The organism is Arthrobacter sp. 2RAF6 (assembly GCF_052115205.1).
Classification (GTDB): Bacteria; Actinomycetota; Actinomycetes; order Actinomycetales; family Micrococcaceae; genus Arthrobacter.
Genome location: NZ_JBFRGF010000006.1, coordinates 131,037 through 154,105 on the forward strand (window position 1 = coordinate 131,037; position 23,069 = coordinate 154,105).

Consider the following 23,069-nt stretch of genomic DNA (forward strand, 5'->3'; position numbering starts at 1 on the left):
ACTCACGTACAACATCTTGTACCTAAGCCCTGCATGTGTGGGGCTTTTTTCATGCCCGAAAGGTGACCCTGTGGCGAATCTTCGCGGCCTCGAAACGACACCGAACCCCGGCGATGGGACCACGTATTCGGGGACTGTCGTGAAGGACGCCAACGGTTTGTTGGCGGTGAACGTCCAAGGCAACGTCCTGTACCCCCGGTATCAGGATCCTGTGGTGGTCGCTGTTGGTGACCCGGTGTCGGTGGTGATCACCGGGACCGGGGATGCGGTGGTGACGGGCCGTGTGACGCTCGCACCAAGGCCTGCTGAGGGTGTGGTGAAGACCGTCCCGCCATCCTCTCCGACGATCACTGTTACTGGTACTGACGGTATCGACTATGTTGCGAAGTTCGCCGCATCGTACACGCCGACCGTGAATGACAATGTCCTGCTCGCGTGGAACGCCTCGTACCCGTACGTGACCGGGCAGGTTGGCACGGTAGCGGCACCCACCACGCCGGGAACACCAGCCGTCAGCGCCCCCGTGGGACAGGACCAGTCAGGGCAAACACCTTACCCTGCCACGGACTCCGCGACATGGGTTCCGGGGCTCGGGGTGTGGGACTCATGGTCCGGTGGGGGCGGCAGGGTTTATCAAGGCTCGTCGTCCGGGTATACGACGTATGGGGCGTGGTTTTATGCCGGTTCCGTCGCGCAGTTGGCTGGCCGCAGAATCGACAGGATCCAGTTCACGCTTGGTTCCCGCCGTGCTGTGGGTGCGTCGAATTCCCCGGTGACTGTCCATTTCTACGCGCACACCTCGGCCAACAGGCCCGGTGGTGACGTGACCCGCACGACCGGGCCATTCGATGTCGTCATCCAACCCGGCGCTGGCCAACAAACCTTCGACCTTCCCACCTCTTTCGCTGGCGCTCTTGCAGTCGGGGGCGGGATCTCCATCGCCGGCGACCCTTACGCGGGGTTCGCCGGTTACCTCCAAGAAGCGGCCTCTGGCCTACTGCTCATAGATTGGTCACGCTGATGCCCCAGACGCGCCCTAACGTAATCCAAGTACCAGTCAACGCGGACGGATACAACCTCACCGCCGACCTAGCTACCATGGCGGATTCAGCAAACGTGGTCATCCCGGTCCCGAACCAGACCGCACGTGACGCGCTCACCCTGCACACCGGACTAACAGTCACCCGCAACGACGTACCCGGCCAGCCCATCGAGATTTACAACGGCTCATCGTGGGACCGGATAGGACCCCGCGCCCACGCCAACTCCCAGATTGTTGGCTCCGGCATGACCGCGAACGACTACCTTACCGGTACCAAGCGTTTGTGGACGCAAGGCGGCACCACTGTAGGGACCACGGACGCCGCGGGGAACGTCGCCGTCTCCTTCCCGGTAGCGTTCCCTAACGGCCTTGAGTCCGCTGTTGTCTGCAACGGCGACTCAACCACCGGCAACCTGCTGATGTCCGTGTCGGGGTCGCTCACATCAACCCTGTCCACCCTGTTCGTGAACGTGAGGATAGCGAACACGGGAGCTTTCCCCGCCACTTCATCCGCGGTCCGTATCAACTGGTCCGCACGGGGGTGGTGACCGTGGCTGAAGACACAAGCCCCCGCGCTGCTGAATCCGTGCCCGTCATGCTGGCGCGCATGGAAGGCAAACTCGACCTCGTCAATGTCCGCGTCAACGACCTCATCCCCCGGGTGGGTGCGATCGAGACAAGACTGACGGCCCAAGAGATCCTCACGTTGAGCCTTTCGAAGGACGCGGAAGCGGAAGAGGCCAAGAAGATCGCCCTCGCCCTGGCACTCAAGGAAGCGGACGAGACACGCCGCAACCAGAGCGAACAAAGCTGGACGCCGATCCAACGTTTCATGGCGATCCTCGCGTCCATCGTCGGCGCCGTGTCGCTAGCCCTGTACCTCTACTCGATCATCAAAGGCTAGGTCGTGGCGACCCAACTGATCACCCCGGACCCGAACATTCCCGCCGAAGAGGGAATGTGTTTGCAGTATGTCCGGCAAGCCTTCGGATTGCCCATGCGGTATGGCAGTGCTACTGAGGCGTGGAATAACTCCCCATCGCAGCACCCTGATCGGAACTATCCGCAAGGGGTCTGGTTTCCCGTCTGGTGGGCGTTGGATAAAAACGTGAACGGCCACGTTGCCCTCGTGGCCCCGGACGGCTCGGTTTACTCCACCAGCAACCTCGATCCAAACCCTGTGAAGCATCACCCGTCGATTGCTGACGTGGAAGCCTATTACGCCTACTACGGCATGACGCTGACGTACCGGGGATGGACCGAGGACGTAGCTGGGTATCCCGTCATCAGCGTTGACGGTTCCATCGGCTTCGACAGCATCACACCCGCCCCAGCGCCAGCCCCCCAGGAGGACACCATGACGCCAGAACAAATGCTGGAACTCAAAACATGGGTCATTGACCAAGTGACCGCGGCCAAGGAAACAACGATCCTTGACGCCCGCGCCCAGATCGGGGCCGTGGGTGCCCGCCTGGATCGGGGCATTGTGATTAGTCGTGTCCAGGCTGAGGACATTGTTGCCGCGACCGTGGCCCGCCTGACCGCCGCGCCGGCCCCGGCCCCCGCGCTTGACGTGAATGCTCTCGCCGCGCAGCTCGCCCCGCTACTCAACACCGCGCAGGCCGACGCGTTCATGGCCGCTTTCAAAGCCCAGATCAACAAGTAGGAGCACCCCCATGTCTAGCCTGGCCCCGAAACCGAAGGTTGTCGCTGCTGTAGTCGGCGGCATCATCGCCTCAGCAGTTCTGTCCAACATTTCCCTCATCACCCCTGACCTGTTCACTGGTCTGGGCAAGGCGTCAGGTCTTGTGTACGGCCTGACGATCACGCTGATTATCGGCGTCTGTGGCTGGTTGAAGTCTGACGGCGCACCCTCTGATCCCCAGAAGGACGCCACTGCCAGCGACACGCCGAGTGTCCCGCAGCCTGACGCTTCCCCCGCAACCTCTTTCGCCGCGACGCAGGCCAAGCTTGACGCCCTCGCGCCATTGCCCGAACAGCCGTACGTGCCGCTCGACAAGCCCGCCGACACTGCCACAACCACCATCGCTTAGGAGCCTCCGATGTCCCGCACATGGGTGAACGGGTCACCACCGTTCCTGAACGCCGACAACCTCAACGCCCTAGAAGCGGACGTGACCACCGCCCTCGGCGTGCCGGACGCCGCACTCGCCGCACGAGTCGTTACCGGGGCCACCGCAACGGCACTTAATGCCACTTATGGCCCGCGCTCGACGTTCGCCGCGCTCTCCACTGCGGCGGCACTCACACTCTCCCCGGGGTCGTTTGACCAAGTTGATGCGACAAGTGGAAGTCGGATCCGAAGTCTTGCAGCTGGTACGAATGTAGGCGACGAGATTACGGTAAAGGTCTCCGCGCTCACCTCACCTAACACGGTTATCGTTCAGGGCGACACTGGTGTCACCGCCGTGTCAGTCACCCTGACCTCCGTCAACCAGGCGGTCACATCCGTGTGGGACGGATCGAAGTGGGTCATCAAGAGCCGCGACGTGCCGAAGGGGTACCTGGATGCCAATACGGTTGCGTTGCTTGCGAACCGCGACGAGATCAATGTCCTCGATTGGGGTGTTACGACAGGCACGAGCACATCACAGACCACGGCGCTCAATGCGGTGTGTGCCGCAAACCCAGGCAAGGGGCTACTTTTCCCGCCCGGCGACTACCGGCTTGATGCAACCTGGAACATCACCACCAACAACAACATCCGGCTCGCATCCGGAGCCCGGATCTACGCCGGGGCAGCTATGGACAGCCTCATCAACTATGACAATGGTCAAGCTGCGGCCGACAACTTCTCGTGGGACAAACAGATTGTGGGCCCCGGCATGCTGGACGGCGCCCTCCTAGCGAACAAGGTACTCACCATTGCCAGCGTCCTTCGATTCGCTCTAGAGGGTTTTACCGTCAAGGACGGCATCTACCGGGGTATCCTCACGAAATCCCTTGGAGCCGAAATCCTCGCCCGCAACCTTCGTATCTACAACTCGGGCGCGACGAACTCGCACAAGAGCGCAACACTCACGACGACTAGCGGCAGCGCAACGGTTACTGCGGCCGGCGGCACCTTCGCGTCCGGGGACGTCGGTTCGCCAATCATTGCGTCAGGCATTCCCGTGGGCGCGACAATCACCGGGTTCACTGACTCTGGTACTGTCACGATCTCTGCGAACGCAACGGCCTCCGCCAGCGTGTCGGGCAGCGTCCTGACGAACATTGGCATCGAGTCGAATATGGGTGACTGCCAGTGGGATGATGTCATCATCCGCGACACCACTGTTGGCTTGTGGGACAAGGCCAGCAACTTGTGGACCGCGATCCACCCATGGCTTGGCACCACCGCTCAACTCACCGCCCGCTACCCCGTCAGTGTCGCGTTCCTCGTTGCCGGGGCGAGCAAGTTCGTGTTGCCAACCGCTGACTCGTACCGGTATGCGTTCCGCTCTGCCTCGCCCACCGGTTACTCCACCATGAGGCTCATCCATGGCCGATGCACGGTCAACTCGGGTCAACTCACGACGGGACTAGCAGCCGCTAGCCCCGGCGTGATATTCGACCTACAGGACGGGGGCGTCGTACACACCGTAGCTGGATCATGGCAGGGCCACCCGACAACGCCGCACGCCTTCCTCGCGGGTTCTACGATCAGGTTCAACGCGATCAACAACAACGACAGCAACCCGGGCAGCGTCACTGGCTTGTCGGACTACAAACGTGGCGTGAAGATGGGCACTACGTCCTTCGCGGGGACACTTTTCGGCGCAACGGCAGGGTCCGTGTCGCTCAGCACGAACTCATGTCAGATGGAAGTCAGGGACGGGATCGTTGTCTACTCATTCGTCCTTGTCGGCACTGGAACTGCAGATTTGGCCGGCGTGCTTTGGCTGGGCGGTATGCCGCTGCCCAGCGGGGCCACCGCGACCAGCACGGGGTCTGGGCCGATCAACTACGCTATCGGCGCGGACGCAAACTCCGTGATCGGAGCGAACGGTACCGCGAGCCCTCTCACGGCACGCATCGAGAAGAACAGCGGCGGCAACACGACACAAATCTCGGGCACGCCGCTCGCTAGCCAGGCCGTCCAAATTTGGGGATCGATAATGTGTGCTTTCACCTACCCGTCCTGACTTATGGCGGCGCTCAGGCCTTAGGCAGGAGCGCCGCTCGCAGAACGGGTGCGAGGCTCGTGGAATATTGGATCGTCATATGATTTGAGTCCACGCGGACGGGCGTAGTCCCGACGAACGCCGGACAGCCTCCGAATTCATCACAGAACCAGAGGTGCGTGTCCACATACTTTGCTGACGCGGCCTCGGAAACTGCACGCTCTTTGTCCACGAAATTGCCCCACTCGCTCGTTATGGTTGAGGCGCAATCGGCAGGTTTCGACAGTTTGGTCACGCAGGTCTGGAGATTCTGGCCACCGGGCGGCGACGAAAGAACCACAACTGATTTTGCGCTCGGGGCAAGAGCTTGGAGCGCGGTCTTCATCCCATTCACATACTCGGACACTGCGTCCCCGCCCTTGGCTTTGGATGCCAGCCTGCCAAGGGTTGTCTCGGCTGAAGCCATGATCAGCAGGTCCGGTTTCATTGCGCTTATGACTCCAGTGGCCCAGGCGTGGTGCGCATCGCATTCGGGGAAAGCCTTACCCCCGTCGCCGGTGACTGACACGGTCGCGGCTGGGCACTGGGCAAGAGTCAATATCTGCAGGTTGTAATCACTGTTCGCCAACGCGGCTTTGATGCCGGGACTCCAGGCCATCGCGAACGAGTCGCCGTACAGAACTGCGGTTTTTGTTGCGCCAGGATTTTTGAACAAGCAGTTCTGCATGTTGTCGGCCTGGACATTCACACAGGTGACCTTCTCCATCTGTTTGCCCCACGCATCCGATCCGAGGTCTTCGATGGCGGGCGAGAGCGCTGGCCATTCGACTGCGCGGGACGCTGCCTGAATCCCCTTCTGGACCTCTGCCAACTCAGGGCTGAGCGCAGGAGTCGAGGTTGCTGGTGAAACCGATCCGATAGCCGTTCCGGCAAGCGGTGTCACGGGCTGGGATGAAGTCTTTGCAATCGCCATCCCGACTACTGCGAGGGTAACCGTCGCAAGTAACGCGAGGCTCGTGAGCTTGTACTGGTTGGAAGGACGGAAATGCTTCGCCTTTTTCTTTCCGTCTAGCCAAGCTGACTTCCTAATCGGGTCCTCCACAAGGTGGTAGGCGAAGACGGCGAGCAGGAGGATGATCACCGCGACCGCGGCGTAGTAGAGGACGTCCTTGTTCGGGACAAGAGCAGCCCCAAACACAATCACGGGGAAATGCCACAGGTAAAGGGAGTACGAGATATCGCCCAAATACCTGCTTACCGGGTTGGTCAGGACCACTAGCGAGCGATGCGACGGCGCCCCGGTCCCAGCTGCAATGAACAGGGCGGCTGACATCACCGGAAACAGCGCGGAAGGAGCGGGGAACCCAGCCGATTCGCTTACGACGAACAATGAAGCGACAAGGCCAATCACTCCGGCCCATGCGAGAACAGGGCGGGCGCGATCTGACATCCGTCCTAGGATCGGCGCGGCACAAGCCAGTCCAGCTCCGACGCCCAGCTCCCATGCGCGGGAGAAGGTCGAGAAGTAGGCAAGGCCCGGGTTCGATGAGGTTTCAAATATGGCCCACGCGAGGGACGCGACGCTAACGATTCCTATGGCACAACCGGCGATAGCGTTGGGTCGTGCGCCCGGCTTCCGTAGGAGAAGGAAGAACGCACCCAACAGCAACCATGGCCAGACGAAGTAGAACTGCTCTTCGACGGCCAGCGACCAGAAGTGTTGGAGCGGAGAAACCGGCCCATCCATTTGGAAATAGTCAGTGTCGATAGCGGCGAACCGCCAGTTGGCCCCGAAGAACAGCGACCAGACTGCATCCCAGATCGCCTCCCGGAATCGAGCCGGGTTGAGAAGGGCATAGGCTGCTGCCACTGTCACAACGAGCACTAGCGCGGCTGCGGGCAAGATCCGTTTTGCGCGCCTCTTGTAGAACTGCAAGAACGAGATACGCCCGGTCTTTTCATGCTCACGCAGCAGATGTCCCGTGATTAGGAATCCGGAGATGACAAAGAAAACGTCGACGCCGATGAACCCACCCTTGGGCCAATGAATCGTGTGGTCGAGGATGACGACGATGACAGCGAAAGCGCGGAGGCCCTGTATGTCAGGGCGCAGTCCGGGCTTTCCCAGCGTGGCTTTTTTGGCACCGCGAATGCCAAGCATTGATCGAGACATGATTACCCCCAAGTTTTGAGACCTGCCCCAATGATAAGGGCTACATAAGACCGGCTATGTGCCCCAACGTAATAAGTGCCTCACCTTTCACCGGGTGAGGCACTTTCGCTGTTTAACGCAAACCGTCCCGTAACCGTCCCCCAACCATAGTGCTAGGGCGTGGACCCCTTGCGGTTACTGGCATGTACGGATAAAGCGACCATTCCTGTTTAAAGCCACGTATTTAAGGGTACTTGCTGGCCCCAAACCCTTGTGTCGGGCTGTCATTGGGCTGTTCTAAGTGTTAATGGAGCTGTTACTGACGGCCCCTGTTGATTCCCAGACCGCTGGCATAGTCTCTCTACATGAGTCACGACGCCTTGGTTGAAGACATCGCTGAGCTGCTCGAAGTCTGGGTGGCTGGCTGGTCCGGGTCCCGAAGCTACGAAACCCGCAAGGAAGGCCGGTTCCCGGCAGCCCTGCGTGCGGACAAAACCGGCGACTGGGAGTTCTTTGCGCACGACCCGTCGGATGCTGAGTTCGCCGAGCTGGCAGCCAAGACCGCCCAGGCGGACACCCGTATCTTGACGATCCTCACGAACGATGTCGCGCGCTACACGCAGTTGGCTCGCGAGAACGGGCTGAACGTCACCTCCGATTCCCAGACCATGATGATCGTGGACATGGGGACGCAGGATGCGGAAGATCCGTGGCTCTCGGATGACGACCTCAAGCTCACGACTTCCGAAAGCAAAGGGGTCCATTACGCGGTGGTCCGTGCCGATGAAAAGGTGGCGGCCAGCGGTCAGGTGTTCGTGGTCAGGCAGACGGCGGTCTTCGACAAGATCGTCACCGAGCCCAACTACCAGCGCCGGGGACTGGGAAGTTTCATCATGAAAGCCCTCGCCGCGCAGGCATTTCAACACGATGTTGAAAGCGGTCTCCTCCTGGCTTCCTTGGACGGACAACACCTCTACTCCCACCTTGGCTGGAAGCACGTGTGCCAGGTACTGATGATGTCCACCAAACGGGTCGACGAGACTGACCTGTCTGTGGCGTAGCCGGCCTTCCTGTGGCTTAGCCGACTTTCGGCGCCGGAAGCTGCCTGCAGCGGGTCCGAAAATCAGTCCGCGGCTGTACCGCCAACCGTCGGTTTCCGGCGCGATGACAGAATGTTCAAGTGAACGCAACTGAATCGATGATCTCCCTTCTGGGCAGGAGCCCGGACCCGGAGCAGTTGCGACATGTCCGCACGATTCCGGCGCGCCAGGCGATCCATGAGTCCTGGCCGGGCTGGGCCCATCCCGATGTCGTCGCCGCCTACGGGGCCTTGGGCATCCACGAACCGTACCGGCACCAGATCGAAGCAGCCGAGCTAGCCCACTCGGGCCAAAACGTCGTCATTGCGACGGGTACGGCCTCCGGCAAGTCACTTGCCTATCAGCTGCCTGCCCTCGACGCGATCCATCGTTCCGAGTTGCGGGTGCTGTCCGAGCCGGGCAAGATCCACGACGACGGTGCCGTCACCCTGTACCTCTCTCCCACCAAGGCGCTTGCAGCCGACCAGCTGGCAGCGATCCGCGCGCTCAAGCTCCCAACGGTCCGGGCGGAAACGTACGACGGCGATACCGAGCAGTCCCAGCGGCGCTGGATCCGCGATCACGCCAACTTCATCCTCGCCAATCCCGACATGCTGCACTTCGGGATCCTGCCCAACCACACCTGGTGGGCCCGGTTTTTCCATAGGCTGCGGTACGTCATCGTGGACGAGGCTCACAGCTACCGCGGGGTGTTCGGGTCGCACGTCGCCAACCTCATGCGGAGGCTCCGGCGAATCTGCGCCTACTACGGTGCCGGCACCTCCTTTCCTGAACCGGTATTCATTGCGGCGTCGGCGACAGCGTCGGACCCCGGCACATCCTTTGCCCGGCTCATCGGCACCCCCGTCCGCGAAGTTTCCGAGGACTGTTCACCGCATGGCTCCACCACGGTGGCTTTTTGGGAACCTGCCCTGACCGAGCTGAAGGGCGAAAACGGGGCAAAATCCCGCAGGACCGCCGTGGCCGAGACCGCGGACTTGCTGGCCAATCTGGTGTCCTCCCGTGTACGGACCATCGCCTTCATCAAATCCAGGCGCGGCGCAGAAACAATTTCGTCTATCACCAAGCGCCTCCTCGATGAGGTGGACCCCAGCCTGCCCCAGCGGGTTGCCGCGTACCGCTCCGGATATCTCCCCGAGGAGAGACGGGCTTTGGAAAGGGCTCTGCGTTCGGGTGAGCTGCTTGGCGTCTCGAGCACGTCCGCATTGGAATTGGGTATCGACATTTCCGGGCTCGACGCGGTGCTGGTCGCTGGCTGGCCCGGGACGAGGGCGTCCCTGTTCCAACAGATCGGACGGGCCGGCCGCGCAGGCCAAGACGCCATTGCCGCATTCGTGGCCAGCGACGATCCCTTGGACACGTACCTCGTCAACCATCCGGAGGCAATCTTTGATGTCTCAGTCGAGGCCACCGTCTTCGATCCCGGAAACCCCTACGTGCTCGGCCCCCATCTGTGCGCGGCGGCGGCCGAGCTCCCGATCGCCGTGGCCGAACTTGACGTGTTCGGGCCAACGTCCGAGTCCCTGCTGAATCAGCTGGTGGAACAGGGGTACCTGAGGAAACGGCCTGCGGGCTGGTTCTGGACCCATCCCGAGAGCGCCGCGGCCATGGTGAACCTCCGCGCAGATGGCGGCGGCCCGGTAAGCATCGTGGACTCCGAGACTGGCTCTCTGTTGGGCACCATGGACTCGCCACAGACGCACTATCAGGCGCATACAGGTGCGATCTATGTGCACCAAGGCGACAGCTACTTGGTCGAGGAACTGAACGAAGAGGACCACTGTGTGGTGGTTCGTCGAACCAACCCGGACTACTACACCACAGCACGGGACGTGACTCAGATCGAAGTCCTGCAGACTCTCCGGACCATGGAGTGGGGGGATATCGCGGTCCACTTCGGCGAAGTGAAGGTAACAACACAGGTGGTCTCCTTCCAACGTAAGGCGCTGATTTCCAATGAGGTTTTGGGGGAAGAACCGCTGGAACTCGGGGCCAGGGATCTCTTCACCAAGGCGGTATGGTTTGTGGTTCACAACCGTTCACTGACTGGCGCAGGACTTGTCGAGGCCCAGTTCCCGGGCGCTCTTCACGCCGCCGAGCACGCCGCCATCGGGCTTCTCCCACTGGTCGCTTCAAGTGACCGTTGGGATATCGGTGGAGTCTCAACAGCGCTCCACGCCGACACCGGAGTTCCCACGATTTTTGTGTACGACGGCCATCCAGGCGGCGCCGGATTTGCTGAGCGCGGCTTTGAGAAAGCCAAAGTGTGGTTGACCGCCACAAGGGACGCCATCAAAGCATGCGAGTGTGACACCGGCTGCCCTTCCTGCGTCCAGTCCCCCAAATGCGGCAACAAGAACAACCCGCTGGACAAGGACGCCGCGGTCACCCTGATCGACGTGCTCCTGCGTGACGCGACCTAGGGCGGCGGCCCAGCCCGAGAGCGGCCGGTTGCGGTCCCGAAGACTGCGCCGCGGTCCATCTCAGTGCGGATCTCGACGATCCCGCCTTCGCCCACAGTGCAGGCCGACAACGAAGCTCCGTGCCGCGCGGCCGTTTCGCTGGCGATCACACAAGGATCTCCGGGTGTCAGGCCGCGGGCCGCGTCGGCTCCCGCGAGCACAGCGAGATCGGCGGCAGATGCTGCGCGGTGGGCCATCGCCATGGCCTGGGCCAGGGTCAACGCCGCCGCCATGCAGATCATGACAACAAGGCCCAGGGCAAGAGCCAGGATGGTTCCTGAGCCGTGTTCCACCGCGCCGCAGCCATCACCGGCGCGGGCGCTATCAGCCCTCACGCCGCGCTCCGCCTCGCGACGGCCGTCACCGGCGCGGGCGCTATCAGCCCTCACGCCGCGCTCCACCGCGCCGCGGCCATCACCGGCGCTGGCGCTATCAGCCCTCACGCCGCGACCTCTTTCACAGTGGCTTGGAGCCCAAGCAACGGCATAATCTCGTTGAAGTCGACAACGTCGTCTCCGACGGCGAGGAGGGGCGTAGTGGCCGCTGACGACTGCGGGGCCTCTCCCCTTGCAGATGCCGTCGCCGAAAGGCTCCACGGAATGAGAGAGCCCAACGGGCCGACGACCCTGGCGGAGACTGTGACGTTGATCCATTCGCCGTCTTCGGAAACGACAGCCGAGGCGGCATCGCCTGCCAGTCTTCGAACGATTCCGTCTACGGCCGCGTGGCCATCTCCGCGGGCGAGGGCCCTGGCTCCTGCTCTGGCCGCTTCTTCCAAGCGAAGCTGCGTAATTCCCGCGGCCGATCCTGCCAGAAGCAAGGCCAAAAGAAGCAGGACAGCGGGTAGTGCCACCGCGAATTCCGCAGTGACGGCACCGTGGTCCCTCTCAGGGAAAGCATCTCGCCGACGGTCCCTCCGCGGGCCACGGGCTTGCTTCCCCGTGAGCCCTCCGGCCGATGCCCGTGGACTCATCGAACGCTCGGCACCGCGCTTTGAACCCCGGCGCGGTGTCATGGCAGGGAGAGTGCGCTGCGAATGAGGTTGAGGAGGAAGCCACGTACTTCCTCGCTGCGAAGGATGACCACCAGGAGTCCGGCGAAGCCCACAGCGGCAAGCGTGGCGATGGCATACTCGGCCGTTGCCATGCCAAGCTCGGACCCGGTGAGCCGCTTCTTCGACCGCTTCGGAGCGGAAGAATCGTCGCTGGACCCCGCACGGCTTGTTTTAGCATTGGAATGCAGGTGGGTTGGCAGCCGAACAGGCTTGCTTACCGACGAGCCCGGGAACAGTTCAAGGACCTCAGCCTCCCGACGAGGAGGAGCTGGCTGGGCGAGGGTCTGGGCGATGGTCGGGGCGGTATCGACCGTTGCGTTCATTTCAGTTCCTTTCTTCGCGCCGGCTTGGCTGCCGGCTGTACTTCGACTCTTCCTTCGGTATCGGGGGCTTCGAAAGTCCCCAAGTCTCCTAAGTGGAAAACTCACTTCTGACGGTTCGTGTGGAGGGAAACTGGCGTGCGCGGGGCGAAGCTCAAGGGCCGACTCGGGCGGTGCTGCCAGCTATCCTCCGGACGGCAGCATTGCCAACAGCACCGGGACGACCCCAAGACAGATGAAGGCGGGCAAGGAACACAGACCCAGTGGAATCACTAGTTTCACTCCGAGCGCGGCAGCGCGCTTCTCCGCCATCCTGAACTGTTCACGCCGCAGGCGCGCTGCCTGGGCATAAAGGATGGCCGAGGATGGCGCGCCGGTCAGGGCAGCGAAGGCCAGAGCATCCTTGAGCCTGCGCGCTTCATTGCACTTCTGGCCCGAACTCCGCCATGCCGTCTCCCAGTCCGTTCCGATGTCGAGGGCTGCAACCACCGTTCGCAGGGAGCGGCTGAGCTGCGGGGACGCGCATCCGGCGATCAGCTCAAGGGACCGTCCGAGTCCCGCCCCCGAGTCGAGCATGGCAGCCACCAGCTCAAGGATCATGGGCACATTGCGCAAGCCTTCCTGCCCCTCGGGATTCCGGAAATTGCCCGCTGCCTCGCCCCTGCGAGCGTTCTTCAGCGGGCCGTTGCTCCCGGGTGAGCCGCGAAGCATCCGCAAGGCTGTGCGCCGCCGGGTTCTTCCCTGATACGCCAGCCCGAGAATTGCCGCGAAGATCAACGCCAGGGACACCGCAATGGCAGGGAAGGCCGAGCCCATCAGTCAACGCCCACCGTGGCATCCACCAATCGAGATGACCAGATTCTGCCTGTTACGGTCAGGACGCACCCAGCCGCGAGCGCTGCCAATCCGACGCCGTTCGCCAGCAGGACCCCCAGCGGATCCACGCCAAGCATCATGCCCAGCCCCAAGCCGAACACCGGCAGCCAGGTCAGAAGGCGCACAGTGGCTTTCGGGCCGGCCAAGGCGGTTTGCAGCGCATCGCCGGCGTCGTCCTCGGCCTCAAGTTGGGCGGCGAATCGGGTCAGCACGTCGGCTAACGGACAACCACTCGCCTCCGCAACGTCCAGGCAGGAGGCAAGTTCTCCCCAGATCCGGCGTTCCACGAAATTCGCGCCCCGAAGGTCCTTCGCTGACGACACTCTGATGGCTTCGGCGACCGACGTCCCCATCATCGAGGCCGCCCGTGCTGCCGCGAGAACTTGGAGAGACCCAGACGACAGCTTGGGCAATCCCGGGTCATTTCCTCGCGCCTTGAGGACCCCCGCGTCGCCCGGACCAATGCGGTGGTCTCTGGCTCCATGCACCATCCAGAGTTCCTCCCAGAGCCTCGACGTCGAACGGCCACCCCGGAGGAGCGCGGCCAACTGCTGCACGAGTACGGTGAGCGGCAATGCGTCCGCGCGAGACCGTCTCTGCGGCATGCACGCCACGGCCCCGGACACCGGCCCAGCCGAGGGGGCACCACTCAAAGCGCGCACTACCCGTTTGCCAAATCCGCGGGACGGTTGGAAGACCACCCATGCAGCGGCCGCCAGAACGAAAATGAGGAATCCGATCATGCGACCGCCCCAAGGTGTTCGGATCTGGAAATCGGTCCCAGGGGCCCAAGCAGGAGCCCGGGGTCCAGCTCAAGGCGAGCTGCGAGGTCCTTCCACGCTGGGCCGGGAACGGCGGCACCCGCCCGCAGTTCGAGAGCAGGAACGATCGATTGGGAGGACGAGTCCTCCGCCAACAATCCAATGCAGGACACTCTCCGTCCGGCAGGCGTCCGTTCGACGTGGACCACTGCGTCCAATGCCGTTGAAAGCTGCAGTCGAACGGCTTCCCGGCTCAAGCCTGCAAGCGCGCCCAAGGCCACGAGCCTGGCCGGGACCGCTGAGGCAGTGTTGGCGTGGATTGTTCCGCCGCCGCCTGTATGGCCGGTATTAAGTGCCGTCAACAGCTCTCGGACTTCGGCGCCGCGGCACTCGCCCACGATCAACCGGTCCGGCCGCATCCGCAGCGCCTGCCGAACGAGTTCGCCAAGGTCGAGTGCGCCACCGCCTTCAAGGTTCCCGTGCCTGGACTCAAGGGAAACCACGTGAGGGTGCACCGGGTTCAGCTCCGAAGCGTCCTCAATCAGGACGAGCCGATCATGCGGGCTGCTCAAGCCGAGCATTGTGGACAGCAATGTGGTCTTCCCGGAACCGGTGGCCCCACTGATCAGGAAGCTCAGCCTGCGGTCAACCATTGCCTGCAGCACCTGCTGGACCGGCACCCCGAACATGCCTCCAGCACGCAGCTCGTCCATCGAGAAAACCTCCTCGCGCCGAATCCGCACGGACAACAAGGTTCCGGCGGTGGAAATCGGAGGCAGTACGGCGTGCACACGGTATCCGCCGTCGAGACGGACATCGACGCACGGCGAACTGTCGTCCAAGCGACGCCCGCCGGCCGCCACAAGACGGGAGGCCAAGGCTCGAATCTGGGATTCGCCGGCGAAATGCACCCGTGCCCGTTCCAGCCCCTTGCCGCGGTCGAACCACACCGAGTCCGGACCATTCACGAAGATGTCCGTCACTGCGGCATCGCGTGCAAGCTGTTGGAGAGGTCCAAGTCCGCTGAGTTCTGCGCTGATCGATTCGACGGCGGCAAGCGCCCCCGCGGTTCCGAGCAGCCTGCCCGTCGCGTGGACGGCCGCTGCCACGCGCGACGGAGTGACCGGTCCGGCGTCGGCCATGACGGTTTCCCGCACGGTTTCAAGGAGCGCGGCGTCCAGGGGCCGGGTATTGCGTCGGCGGTCGCCGCTTGGGAATGCTGAGGCACTCACACTGCGCCGTCGTCGAGTAGTTGAAGGACAGACTCCGCAAAGCGACGCAGGGCCTTGCGCTTGCCGAATTCCAGAAGGCGTCCGAGCTCAGCCGCCGCGGCAGTACCGCGGAGTTCGGGGAGCACTCCGTGGAGAGGCAGTCCCAGCGATTCGGCTATGAGTGGTGCGTCCAGGCCCGAACCGGCATTCCCCCGGATCACCAGGGCTGTCTCCACGGGCGGCAACTCCTGCAGAAGCCTGGCTGCAGCGACTGCTGCCCGGAGCTGGGCCGGTGCCACGAGAAGGATCCTGTCGCAGTCCCAGGCGACGCTGCCAAGCGATTCCGTTCCGCGGCCGATGTCAACGATGACTAGTTCAAATCCCCGCCTCGCCGCATCAAGGACAGCCGTGACGGTCCCGGGCTCCACGTCTGGGGAGCGGTCGCGACTGCCCGGCCAAGACAAGAAGGAGAATCCTCCGGCTGTGGGCAATGAGTCGCTTAGCTGCGCGGTGTCGATGCTTCCGCTGGCACCTGCAAGATCGGGCCAGCGCAGTCCTGGCGCATCTTCAGCGGCGAGGGAAAGCTCAAGGCCCCCTCCGCGGGGATCCCCATCAACCAGCAGCGTCCGGACTCCGTGGACGGCCGCTTCCTGGGCCAGCCAGACCGCAGTCGTGGACGCCCCGGCACCGCCGCATCCTCCTGTCACCCCGAGCACCAGTCCTCCGTGGTCCGGATCATGGGACCTACCGAGGTGCTCCGCCAGCCAGGCTGCAGCTTCAGGCAATACGGCCACGCGTTCGGCCCCCAGTGCGGCCCCCAATTGCCACAAAGAGTCCCCTTCACCGTTGAGGCCCAGCAAGATGGAAGGTGCACGACGACGGGGCGGGAGTTCGCTGACATCGCTGCCAAAAAGCACCATCCGTGCGGTGTCCCACATACGCAAGGCAGCGGTTGAATCGACGACTGTACGGAGATTGGCGCCGACAGCGGCCGCGATCCTCTCTGTTTCAGCTTGTAACCTGACGTTTCCTGTCACCAAGAGGACTTCCCCGGAACTCGCGGGAAGCCACGACTCTCCGGACACATGGTCTGGCTCCGGTCCGGACCATGGACCCGATCTTCGGGGCCGCGGACGGCCACGTTGAAGCGCCGTCGAGCCGCGCGCGCCGTTAGGCGCGGCCCCGCTTCCACCGCTGTTGTGGTTCCGCTCGAGATGTTGCCCGCTCATAAAGCCACTCTCTCCGTTTCGCCACGAGCATTGAAGGCCCGTATCGGCGTATGTGGAAAACCAATCACAACAACCCCTGTGGGGGACGACTCCGCGTTCCGTTTAAGCACCCACAACTCCGCATCGCGGACGGCAGCTGTCCGCAAAGTGCAAGGTTCCACGGATTCACAGTGCAGAATTGTCAGCATGTACCTGCTGCTCGCCGCCCATCCAGACGGCGCAGCTATTCAGGAAAGCGATGCCGCCGGAGTAGCCGTGGCGGAACCGCGCGTCGTACGAAAGTCCGATCTCGCCGGCGTCGTAAGCATGTTGGAGAAGAGCCGTCCGCGCTGGGTCTGGAACCGGACCCAGGATTGGTACCCGGCGATGCTCCAGGCCGGAGCGGAACTGGAGCGTTGCCATGACCTCACGCTCTGCCGCGCCATCCTGGTCCATTCCGAGTTCACGGCCCACACCGACTATGCCCGCAGCGCGGAAAAGCTCACGCAAGACGACGAAATGCCGGTCCCGCCGCGGGTCCTCCAGCCTCCCCCGCCGCCCGCCGAGCAGGACACGCTGTTCGACGACTTAGTCCCACGCAGCACCCAGCCAAGCCTGAACGAGATCCGGGCGGAGTTCGCGGCCCAGCAACACGCGCTCGGCCAGGCCTCCAAGGACGAAGGCCGGCAGCACCGCCTGAAACTGCTGCTCGCTGCGGAATCCGCCGGCGCCATGATCGCCGCCGAAATGCAGTTCACGGGCGTGCCGTGGCAGGAGGCGTTGCACGAAGAAATCCTGGAAGGCCACCTGGGTCCCCGGCCTCCAGCCGGCCACCGGCCAACCAGGCTGGAGGCGCTCTGCAACGAGCTTCGCGGGATTCTCCACTCTCCGAAGCTGAATCCGGATTCACCCCAGGACCTCATGCGTGCCCTGCACCGGAACGGCATCGAAGTAAAAACCACCCGCCAGTGGGAACTCAAGGAATCGAAGCATCCGGCCATCGAGCCACTACTGGAATACAAGAAGCTCTCCCGCTTGTTCGCGGCCAACGGCTGGTCGTGGCTGGACGCGTGGGTGAGCGAAGGGCGTTTCCGTCCCGAGTACGTGGTGGGGGGCGTGGTTTCCGGTCGCTGGGCGTCCAGGGGCGGCGGCGCGTTGCAGATCCCCCGCCAGATCCGCGGCGCGGTGCATGCCGACCCGGGGCACAAATTGATCGTCGCCGATGCCTCCCAGCTCGAGCCCCGGGTTCTGGTGGCGCTGGCGCAGGACTCGAAGATGGCCGAGGCTGCTCGGGACAAGGACTTGTACGCCGGCATCGCCGCCCAGGGCTTCGGCGGCGACCGTTCGAAGGCCAAGATCGCCCTGCTGGGCGCAATTTACGGCGCTACTACGGGAGAATCGGGGCGCCTCATGCCTCAGCTGACCCGCACTTATCCCCGGGCAGTCGGCTTCGTCGAACAGGCAGCCCGCGACGGCGAAGGCGGCCGCACCGTGACCTCCAGGTTGGGCCGGAGCAGCCCGCCGCCGTCGGAACGCTGGATCCGAAGCCAGCAATCCACGACGGCGGAAGAACAGCGGCGCGCGGACAGCATCGCCCGCTCGCGGGGGCGTTTCACGCGGAACTTTGTGGTGCAAGGTTCCGCTGCGGACTGGGCGTCATGCTGGCTTGCCGAACTTCGACGGCGGCTGCGCACCGCCCGTGCCGACGGCCTGCCTGCCGGGGAACTCGTGTTCTTCCTGCACGACGAAGTCATGGTCCACGCGCCTGCCGCGTCAGTTGAAATATGCATCAACGCCATCGAAGAGGCCGCGGCAGCCGCCAAGGAACTGTTGTTCGGGCGGGTTCCGGTGGAATTTCCGGTGAGCGTCGCCGTCGTCGATTCTTACGACAAAGCGAAGTAGGAGGCGCTATTGCCCCGGGCGCAACAGCAGAGGACGATTGCCCCGTGGGAAACAAAGGCCAGGCACCACTGGCTGCATACATTGGCTTCCAACTGACGGAGTTGGAGGCACAATTGCCGCTGGTCGCAGCGGCAGATCCGGAAGCCGTACACAACGCCAGGCTTGCCCTTCGCCGGCTCCGCTCAGTGCTCAGCTGTTATCGCGGCATGATCCCGAAACTCAGTCGGCCGGCCCGCGAGGAAGTCCGTTGGCTTGCAACTTCACTCGGCGAGTCCAGGGATGCCTATGTCCTGGCGCAGAGGATCCGGTTATCCCTCGACACAAAGGATTCCTGGAAAAGCCCCGAGGCCGTGCGCCTGGCCGTGGAGGAACTGGAAGCGTCCAGCGCCCGGCTGGCCGCCGCCCTTGGCGGGCACAAGCGCAGCAAGCGCACGGTGCGGGCCGCGAGGGCAACGCTAGTGGAAGTGCCTGCCGCAAGGGAATACAAGCATCCGACGGCGGACCTCGCCGAGCGCCTCCAGGCACGGTGGGAGCGCTTGCAGCACAGCCTCGCGGAGCAGGCGGGCAGCAGCGACCCGGAGGTGCGCAACGCTGCTCTCCACCAGGCACGCAAGGACGTCAAGTGCCTCCGCTACTCGGTGGAGGCAGTTGCTGATGCCTTCAGCCATCACGCTTCCGGGGTGATCCAGCCGGCGATCGGGATGCAGCGGTTGTTGGGCGAGCAGCATGACGCCGTCGTGGCTGGTGAGTGGATTAGGGAACTGGCGAAAAACCCCGGCATTGACGCGGAAGATGCCCAGAGGCTGGAATCGATGGAGGTCCGGCGGCGACTCAACGCGGAGGAAGAGTTCCGGATGGCGATCGCCGAATATCCGGTGCCGGCTCCGAGGCGTGCGCTGGTCTTTTGAAGTCCGGAACGATAGCCCCCCACGGGGCCGAAAGCGAGTCATAAGGCGGAAACGAACCTGGCATGACATAGGCAAGTAATATACCCCGAAGTAACTTCAGCACTCCCTTCCTTCTGGATAGTCTCGCCTTATGGCGTTCGAAGTGAGGGGCGCCACAGTGCAAAGACGCACTCACTGTGCGGGCAGTAAACAAGGGGGAACAGCAACGATGGCTGGACGATTCGAAATTCTCAAGGACGGCGAAGACGGCTACCGATTCCGGCTGGTGACAGCCGACGGAACGCTGGTTGCGGAGTCTCCGCAGTTTGAACAGCTGAAGGCCGTGTCGGCCGGCATCACCGCAGTGCGGGAAAATGCCGCCACGGGCATCGTCGTGGATCTTTCAAAAATAACCCCGCACGCAGCGTAGCGGGAGCGGCGCAGCGTAGCGGGAGCCAGGGGCGTAGCGGGAGCCAGGGGCGCTCGGCGGACCAGTGTCGCTCCCTACGGGGCGCGCACGCACCTAGTGCCCGAGGCTAGATCTCTATTTCGAGCACGCGCTGCGTGTCCCACGGAACAGTCCACCCCAGCGCGTCGAACAGGCCACTGAGAACCATCCCGGTGAAACCCCAGACCATGAGTCCGTTGACTTGGAAGACCGGGCTCGAGAACGTCTGGCCGAGCCGCGTGAGCGTCCCGGTGTATCGGTTGTCGGGATCCAGGAGGTCACGCACCGGAACACGGAATACTTGCGCGGACTCGGCGTAGTCCACCACCTTTACTGGCGACGGTGACGCCCACCACGCCAGGACCGGGGTGACCACAAAATTGCTGCGGATCAGGCCGAGTTCCGGCATGACGCCCAGCACCTGCACGCCCCCGCTGTCCAGGCCGGTCTCCTCCACCGCTTCCCTGAGGGCTGCCGCTACGGCTGACTCATCCCCCGGATCGATACTGCCGCCGGGGAACGCCACCTGTCCCGGATGGTCGTCCAGGGTGTGGGCGCGTTCCAGAAGCAACACGTCCAAATCCGCCGGGGCCACCGGTTTCCCGGATTGGGCCGGGACGTCATCCAAGACGCCGAAGAGCATGAGCACGGCCGCTTTTCGTGCCTTGTCCGGATCGACGGTTGCAGCGGCAATCCGCGGATCGGGTCCCGGATGCAGGCCGGAATCAATCCTGGTGATGAGGCTGACGAGGTCCTCGAGCGCGGTCATGCCGGTCTCCTTTGGGATTCCATCCGAATCTCGGCCGCGCGATGAGTCTCGGCAAGCAGCTTTGCGAGAAGCGCTTCGTTGCCCGGCGCCAGTTCGTATTTGAGCAACTTGGCCGCTTTGACGGGATCCTTTTCGCCTTCGCCATAACTCGGGCACCAATTGGCCACAGCGCACGCTCCACACGCCGGCCGGCGCGCATGGCAAACCCTGCGTCCGTGGAAAACCACCCGGTGGGACAGCATGGTCCAGTCCTTGGGCTCGAACAGCTCCGCGACGTCGAACTCGATCTTCACCGGATCCTCGGATGTCGTCCAGCCAAACCTGCGCGCCAGCCTGCCAAAATGCGTGTCCACAGTGATTCCCGGGACGCCGAACGCGTTGCCGAGCACCACATTTGCCGTTTTACGCCCGACGCCGGGAAGCGTCACCAGATCTTCCAGCCGGCCGGGAACCTCGCCGTCGAACTCGTCCACCAAGCGCGTGCTCAACGCCAGGACGTTCTTCGCCTTCGCACGGAAGAAACCGGTGGGCTGCAGGATCGCCTCCAGTTCGGCAATCTCAGCCTCGGCCATGCTCCGGGCATCCGGATAGCGTGCGAACAGGATCTTGGTGACCTGGTTGACCAGCACATCCGTGGTCTGGGCGGACAGCACCGTGGCCACTACCAACTCGAACGGGTTCCGGAAATCAAGCTCAGCGTGGGCGTAGGGATAGAGCTCAGCAAGCGCTTTGTTGATTTTGCGCGCACGCCGCTTCAGGGCCAGCGGGGTTTCGACGACGGTGTCCACGGCCGGCCTGGTCAGCCGCGTTCGATGTGGCTAAGATCGCGCAGGACGCCCACTTTGCCGTCAGTATCCTGCACGAGGAATTCCTCACCGCGGTCTTCGAGGGCCAGGACCCACGCGCCCGGTTCGATGGTGAAAGCGGGCATTCCTGTGTGCTCGTCGACAACGACGCGGGGATGGGCCACGGCAAACCAGAATGCCTCGTAGCCCGAGTCGTGATCGGATTCGTCCTTTCGCATAACTGGATCAACGGTGGCGCCGATGGGCTCGAACATCCGGGGCTGATCCACCATGCCGATGTGCTGGGTGGCGGCCCCGGCGCCGGCGTCCGGGCCGCCGACGATCGGCGTAGCCATGGTGGCAGTAGGCAGGTGCTTGGGCTCCTCGGGCGTGGGGGCCTGCGCATGCTCCTCCTGTCCAGCGCCGGCCACTGGAGCCTCTGCCGACTCGGCAGGCACGACGGCGGCGGGCCCGGCGGGTGCGACGGCGGCGGCTTCGGTGTCCGCGCCTTCGGTGGCGGGAGCAGGGGCGGAAGGGGTCTCTGCGGGCGCCGGGCGCACGGGCTCGGCAACAGCGACCGGGGTTTCCGGTCCGGGCGAGACCGGCTCCGGCTTGGCCGGCTTCGGCTCGGCAGGCTTGCGCGTTGGAATGGCCGATTCCCGGGCCACAACGTGAGCGGGCTGTTCGGCCCGGTCCTTGAAATCGTCGCGGAGGAGCGGCAAGTGGGGAGCCAGGACCGTCGCAGCCAGAAGACCTACCGAGCCAATAAGTCCGACGAGCACGAAAACGGTAAACGCGCCTGCTGCCGACAGGAAGAACAGGGTCAGGGCGAACGACGCCACGACGGAAGCGAACTGGTCAGTCGAGAGGGAACCGATTCTCACGATGTTCTCCGGCTGCAGGCGCCGGGCAACGAACAACGCGGCAACTACTAGGGGAAGAATGATGCCCAGTGCCAGGAAGAAAAGGTTGTCAAGGTTCCACAGGTTGTAGCGCCCGCCAAACATGGGCAGGAGGGACCCCACAAACATCAGCAAGGTGGAGCCGAAAACTGTCGCGTCCCGGACGGTGAACGGACCCAGCACGGCTTGGTACTTCGGGGAGGTGATGCTGCCGGGCTCTGGCGCCCCGGATCCAGCTGCTGCTTCGGGGGCCGATCCTGGCGTCTTCACGCCGTTCTTCGGACCTAGGCTCGTCTGGTTCATGTGCAAAATCTCCTTAGTACGGCGGTGTTCCGGACGCTGCCGCCCAAGGCTGCACCCAGTATTTTCCGGGCCGGACCGGGCGGCAAGTTTTGCATCTCGAGACGCCTTCAGCCTATGCCACCCGTCCGACAGTCCACTAGTTGGCGCGGGCGCAGAAGCAGGGAACCGCTCCGTAATATTCCCCGCGTCGGGAGCCAGCCCAAGAGCCTTCGGCCCCGTTCGGCGCGAATCACCCGCCACTCACTGTCCGGATTGTGACCGCAGACACTTGTTGTCGGCTCAAAACGCTAAGGTGGGTTCCGGAAAAGCTCTTTGCGGAATCCCGTGAGGCCCCGCAGCCCAACGCCGTGCACGATTGGCGCGTGGGGCGGCGTCGCCGCGGGACTGCCGCGCGGCAGAGATCGATGAATGATGAGGTTCACATGTCCCAGGAAGCCAATGGATCGACGACCACCGCTGCAACCGGATCCGACGGGCCAGGCAACGGCGATGCCCTTGAAAATCTTCTCCATGAGGACCGGAAGTTTCCGCCGAGCGCGGAGTTCGCGGCGAACGCGGTGGTCGGGGCCGGGGTGTATGCGGAGGCGGCTGCGGACCGTCCGGCGTTCTGGGCGAGGCAGGCCCGGGAACTGCTGGACTGGGACACGGACTTTGACCAGGCCCTGGACTGGTCGGACCCGCCGTTCGCGAAGTGGTTCGTCGGCGGGAAGATCAATGCCGCGTACAACGCCCTGGACCGGCATGTGGAGAACGGGCTCGGTGA

Annotated in this window: 23 protein-coding genes; 12 read left to right on the plus strand and 11 right to left on the minus strand. The window is 63.5% G+C overall.

The genetic code is table 11. The annotated features are described in order from the left end of the window. Positions 1-70: 70 nt before the first annotated feature. Genes AB4Z38_RS07160 through AB4Z38_RS07185 form a run of 6 tightly spaced genes read left to right on the plus strand, consistent with a single transcriptional unit; the run spans position 71 to position 5,187 of the window. Positions 71-1,021, plus strand: a complete 951-nt coding sequence (locus AB4Z38_RS07160) for a hypothetical protein (protein ID WP_441429079.1) — start codon at positions 71-73, stop codon at positions 1,019-1,021. Then, entirely contained in the window at positions 1,021-1,590 is a 570-nt protein-coding gene (locus AB4Z38_RS07165; RefSeq protein ID WP_441429080.1) for a hypothetical protein, read from the plus strand. The genes AB4Z38_RS07160 and AB4Z38_RS07165 overlap by 1 nt, the downstream gene beginning before the upstream one ends. A 2-nt stretch (positions 1,591-1,592) precedes the next feature. Continuing rightward, the gene (locus AB4Z38_RS07170; RefSeq protein WP_441429081.1) at positions 1,593-1,946 is read left to right on the plus strand and encodes a hypothetical protein; all 354 of its coding nucleotides are present in this window, start codon (positions 1,593-1,595) and stop codon (positions 1,944-1,946) included. A 3-nt stretch (positions 1,947-1,949) separates the two neighbouring features. Next, complete coding sequence (locus AB4Z38_RS07175; protein WP_441429082.1) at positions 1,950-2,708, plus strand: hypothetical protein; 759 nt, start codon at positions 1,950-1,952, stop codon at positions 2,706-2,708. A 10-nt stretch (positions 2,709-2,718) separates the two neighbouring features. After that, positions 2,719-3,096, plus strand: a complete 378-nt coding sequence (locus AB4Z38_RS07180) for a hypothetical protein (protein WP_441429083.1) — start codon at positions 2,719-2,721, stop codon at positions 3,094-3,096. A 9-nt stretch (positions 3,097-3,105) separates the two neighbouring features. Further along, positions 3,106-5,187, plus strand: a complete 2,082-nt coding sequence (locus AB4Z38_RS07185) for a hypothetical protein (RefSeq protein WP_441429084.1) — start codon at positions 3,106-3,108, stop codon at positions 5,185-5,187. A 13-nt stretch (positions 5,188-5,200) separates the two neighbouring features. Here the strand turns inward: AB4Z38_RS07185 and AB4Z38_RS07190 are convergent, their stop codons facing one another. After that, entirely contained in the window at positions 5,201-7,339 is a 2,139-nt protein-coding gene (locus AB4Z38_RS07190; protein WP_441429085.1) for an acyltransferase family protein, read from the minus strand. A 344-nt stretch (positions 7,340-7,683) separates the two neighbouring features. On the opposite strand from AB4Z38_RS07190, the gene AB4Z38_RS07195 reads away from it, so the two are divergent. Continuing rightward, positions 7,684-8,379 carry a GNAT family N-acetyltransferase gene (locus AB4Z38_RS07195; RefSeq protein WP_441429086.1) on the plus strand — a complete coding sequence of 232 codons (696 nt, stop codon included), beginning with the start codon at positions 7,684-7,686 and terminating at the stop codon, positions 8,377-8,379. A 137-nt stretch (positions 8,380-8,516) separates the two neighbouring features. Further along, positions 8,517-10,841, plus strand: a complete 2,325-nt coding sequence (locus AB4Z38_RS07200; protein ID WP_441429102.1) for a DEAD/DEAH box helicase — start codon at positions 8,517-8,519, stop codon at positions 10,839-10,841. On the opposite strand, the gene AB4Z38_RS07205 is transcribed toward AB4Z38_RS07200, so the two are convergent. The 7 genes from AB4Z38_RS07205 to ssd all read right to left on the minus strand — a co-directional run bounded on the left by AB4Z38_RS07205 (position 10,838) and on the right by ssd (position 16,331). Next, positions 10,838-11,323: an Rv3654c family TadE-like protein gene (locus AB4Z38_RS07205; protein ID WP_441429087.1), complete on the minus strand. Its 486-nt coding sequence runs from the start codon at positions 11,321-11,323 to the stop codon at positions 10,838-10,840. The genes AB4Z38_RS07200 and AB4Z38_RS07205 overlap by 4 nt on opposite strands. Then, complete coding sequence (locus AB4Z38_RS07210; protein ID WP_441429088.1) at positions 11,320-11,895, minus strand: TadE family type IV pilus minor pilin; 576 nt, start codon at positions 11,893-11,895, stop codon at positions 11,320-11,322. The genes AB4Z38_RS07205 and AB4Z38_RS07210 overlap by 4 nt, the downstream gene beginning before the upstream one ends. Beyond that, positions 11,892-12,257: a DUF4244 domain-containing protein gene (locus tag AB4Z38_RS07215; protein WP_441429089.1), complete on the minus strand. Its 366-nt coding sequence runs from the start codon at positions 12,255-12,257 to the stop codon at positions 11,892-11,894. The genes AB4Z38_RS07210 and AB4Z38_RS07215 overlap by 4 nt, the downstream gene beginning before the upstream one ends. Positions 12,258-12,437: 180 nt before the next feature. Beyond that, the gene (locus AB4Z38_RS07220) at positions 12,438-13,070 is read right to left on the minus strand and encodes a type II secretion system F family protein (RefSeq protein WP_441429090.1); all 633 of its coding nucleotides are present in this window, start codon (positions 13,068-13,070) and stop codon (positions 12,438-12,440) included. Beyond that, positions 13,070-13,873, minus strand: a complete 804-nt coding sequence (locus AB4Z38_RS07225; RefSeq protein WP_441429091.1) for a type II secretion system F family protein — start codon at positions 13,871-13,873, stop codon at positions 13,070-13,072. The genes AB4Z38_RS07220 and AB4Z38_RS07225 overlap by 1 nt, the downstream gene beginning before the upstream one ends. Then, entirely contained in the window at positions 13,870-15,123 is a 1,254-nt protein-coding gene (locus AB4Z38_RS07230) for a TadA family conjugal transfer-associated ATPase (RefSeq protein ID WP_441429092.1), read from the minus strand. Before AB4Z38_RS07230 ends, AB4Z38_RS07225 begins: the two co-directional genes overlap by 4 nt. Next, positions 15,120-16,331, minus strand: a complete 1,212-nt coding sequence (gene ssd / locus AB4Z38_RS07235; protein WP_441429093.1) for a septum site-determining protein Ssd — start codon at positions 16,329-16,331, stop codon at positions 15,120-15,122. Before ssd ends, AB4Z38_RS07230 begins: the two co-directional genes overlap by 4 nt. A gap of 186 nt (positions 16,332-16,517) precedes the next feature. Between ssd and AB4Z38_RS07240 the strand changes: the two genes are divergently transcribed. The 3 genes from AB4Z38_RS07240 (at position 16,518) to AB4Z38_RS07250 (ending at position 19,529) form a co-directional block, all read left to right on the plus strand. Then, positions 16,518-18,212, plus strand: coding sequence for a bifunctional 3'-5' exonuclease/DNA polymerase (locus tag AB4Z38_RS07240; RefSeq protein ID WP_441429094.1), 1,695 nt, complete (start codon positions 16,518-16,520; stop codon positions 18,210-18,212). Positions 18,213-18,256: 44 nt separating this feature from the next. Next, positions 18,257-19,120, plus strand: a complete 864-nt coding sequence (locus AB4Z38_RS07245; protein ID WP_441429095.1) for a CHAD domain-containing protein — start codon at positions 18,257-18,259, stop codon at positions 19,118-19,120. A gap of 208 nt (positions 19,121-19,328) precedes the next feature. Further along, entirely contained in the window at positions 19,329-19,529 is a 201-nt protein-coding gene (locus AB4Z38_RS07250; protein WP_441429096.1) for a YegP family protein, read from the plus strand. A gap of 106 nt (positions 19,530-19,635) precedes the next feature. On the opposite strand, the gene AB4Z38_RS07255 is transcribed toward AB4Z38_RS07250, so the two are convergent. The 3 genes from AB4Z38_RS07255 to AB4Z38_RS07265 are packed head-to-tail and all read right to left on the minus strand — an operon-like array spanning position 19,636 to position 22,306. Beyond that, positions 19,636-20,316, minus strand: a complete 681-nt coding sequence (locus tag AB4Z38_RS07255) for an NUDIX hydrolase (protein ID WP_441429097.1) — start codon at positions 20,314-20,316, stop codon at positions 19,636-19,638. Continuing rightward, on the minus strand, positions 20,313-21,104 hold the full coding sequence (nth, locus tag AB4Z38_RS07260; RefSeq protein ID WP_284983341.1) for an endonuclease III: 792 nt from the start codon (positions 21,102-21,104) through the stop codon (positions 20,313-20,315). The genes AB4Z38_RS07255 and nth overlap by 4 nt, the downstream gene beginning before the upstream one ends. Before the next feature lie 11 nt (positions 21,105-21,115). Beyond that, positions 21,116-22,306 carry a hypothetical protein gene (locus AB4Z38_RS07265; RefSeq protein WP_441429098.1) on the minus strand — a complete coding sequence of 397 codons (1,191 nt, stop codon included), beginning with the start codon at positions 22,304-22,306 and terminating at the stop codon, positions 21,116-21,118. Positions 22,307-22,728: 422 nt separating this feature from the next. Here AB4Z38_RS07265 and AB4Z38_RS07270 point away from each other — a divergent pair. Further along, the coding region (locus AB4Z38_RS07270; RefSeq protein WP_441429099.1) for an acetyl-coenzyme A synthetase N-terminal domain-containing protein at positions 22,729-23,069 on the plus strand (341 nt) is incomplete at its 3' end.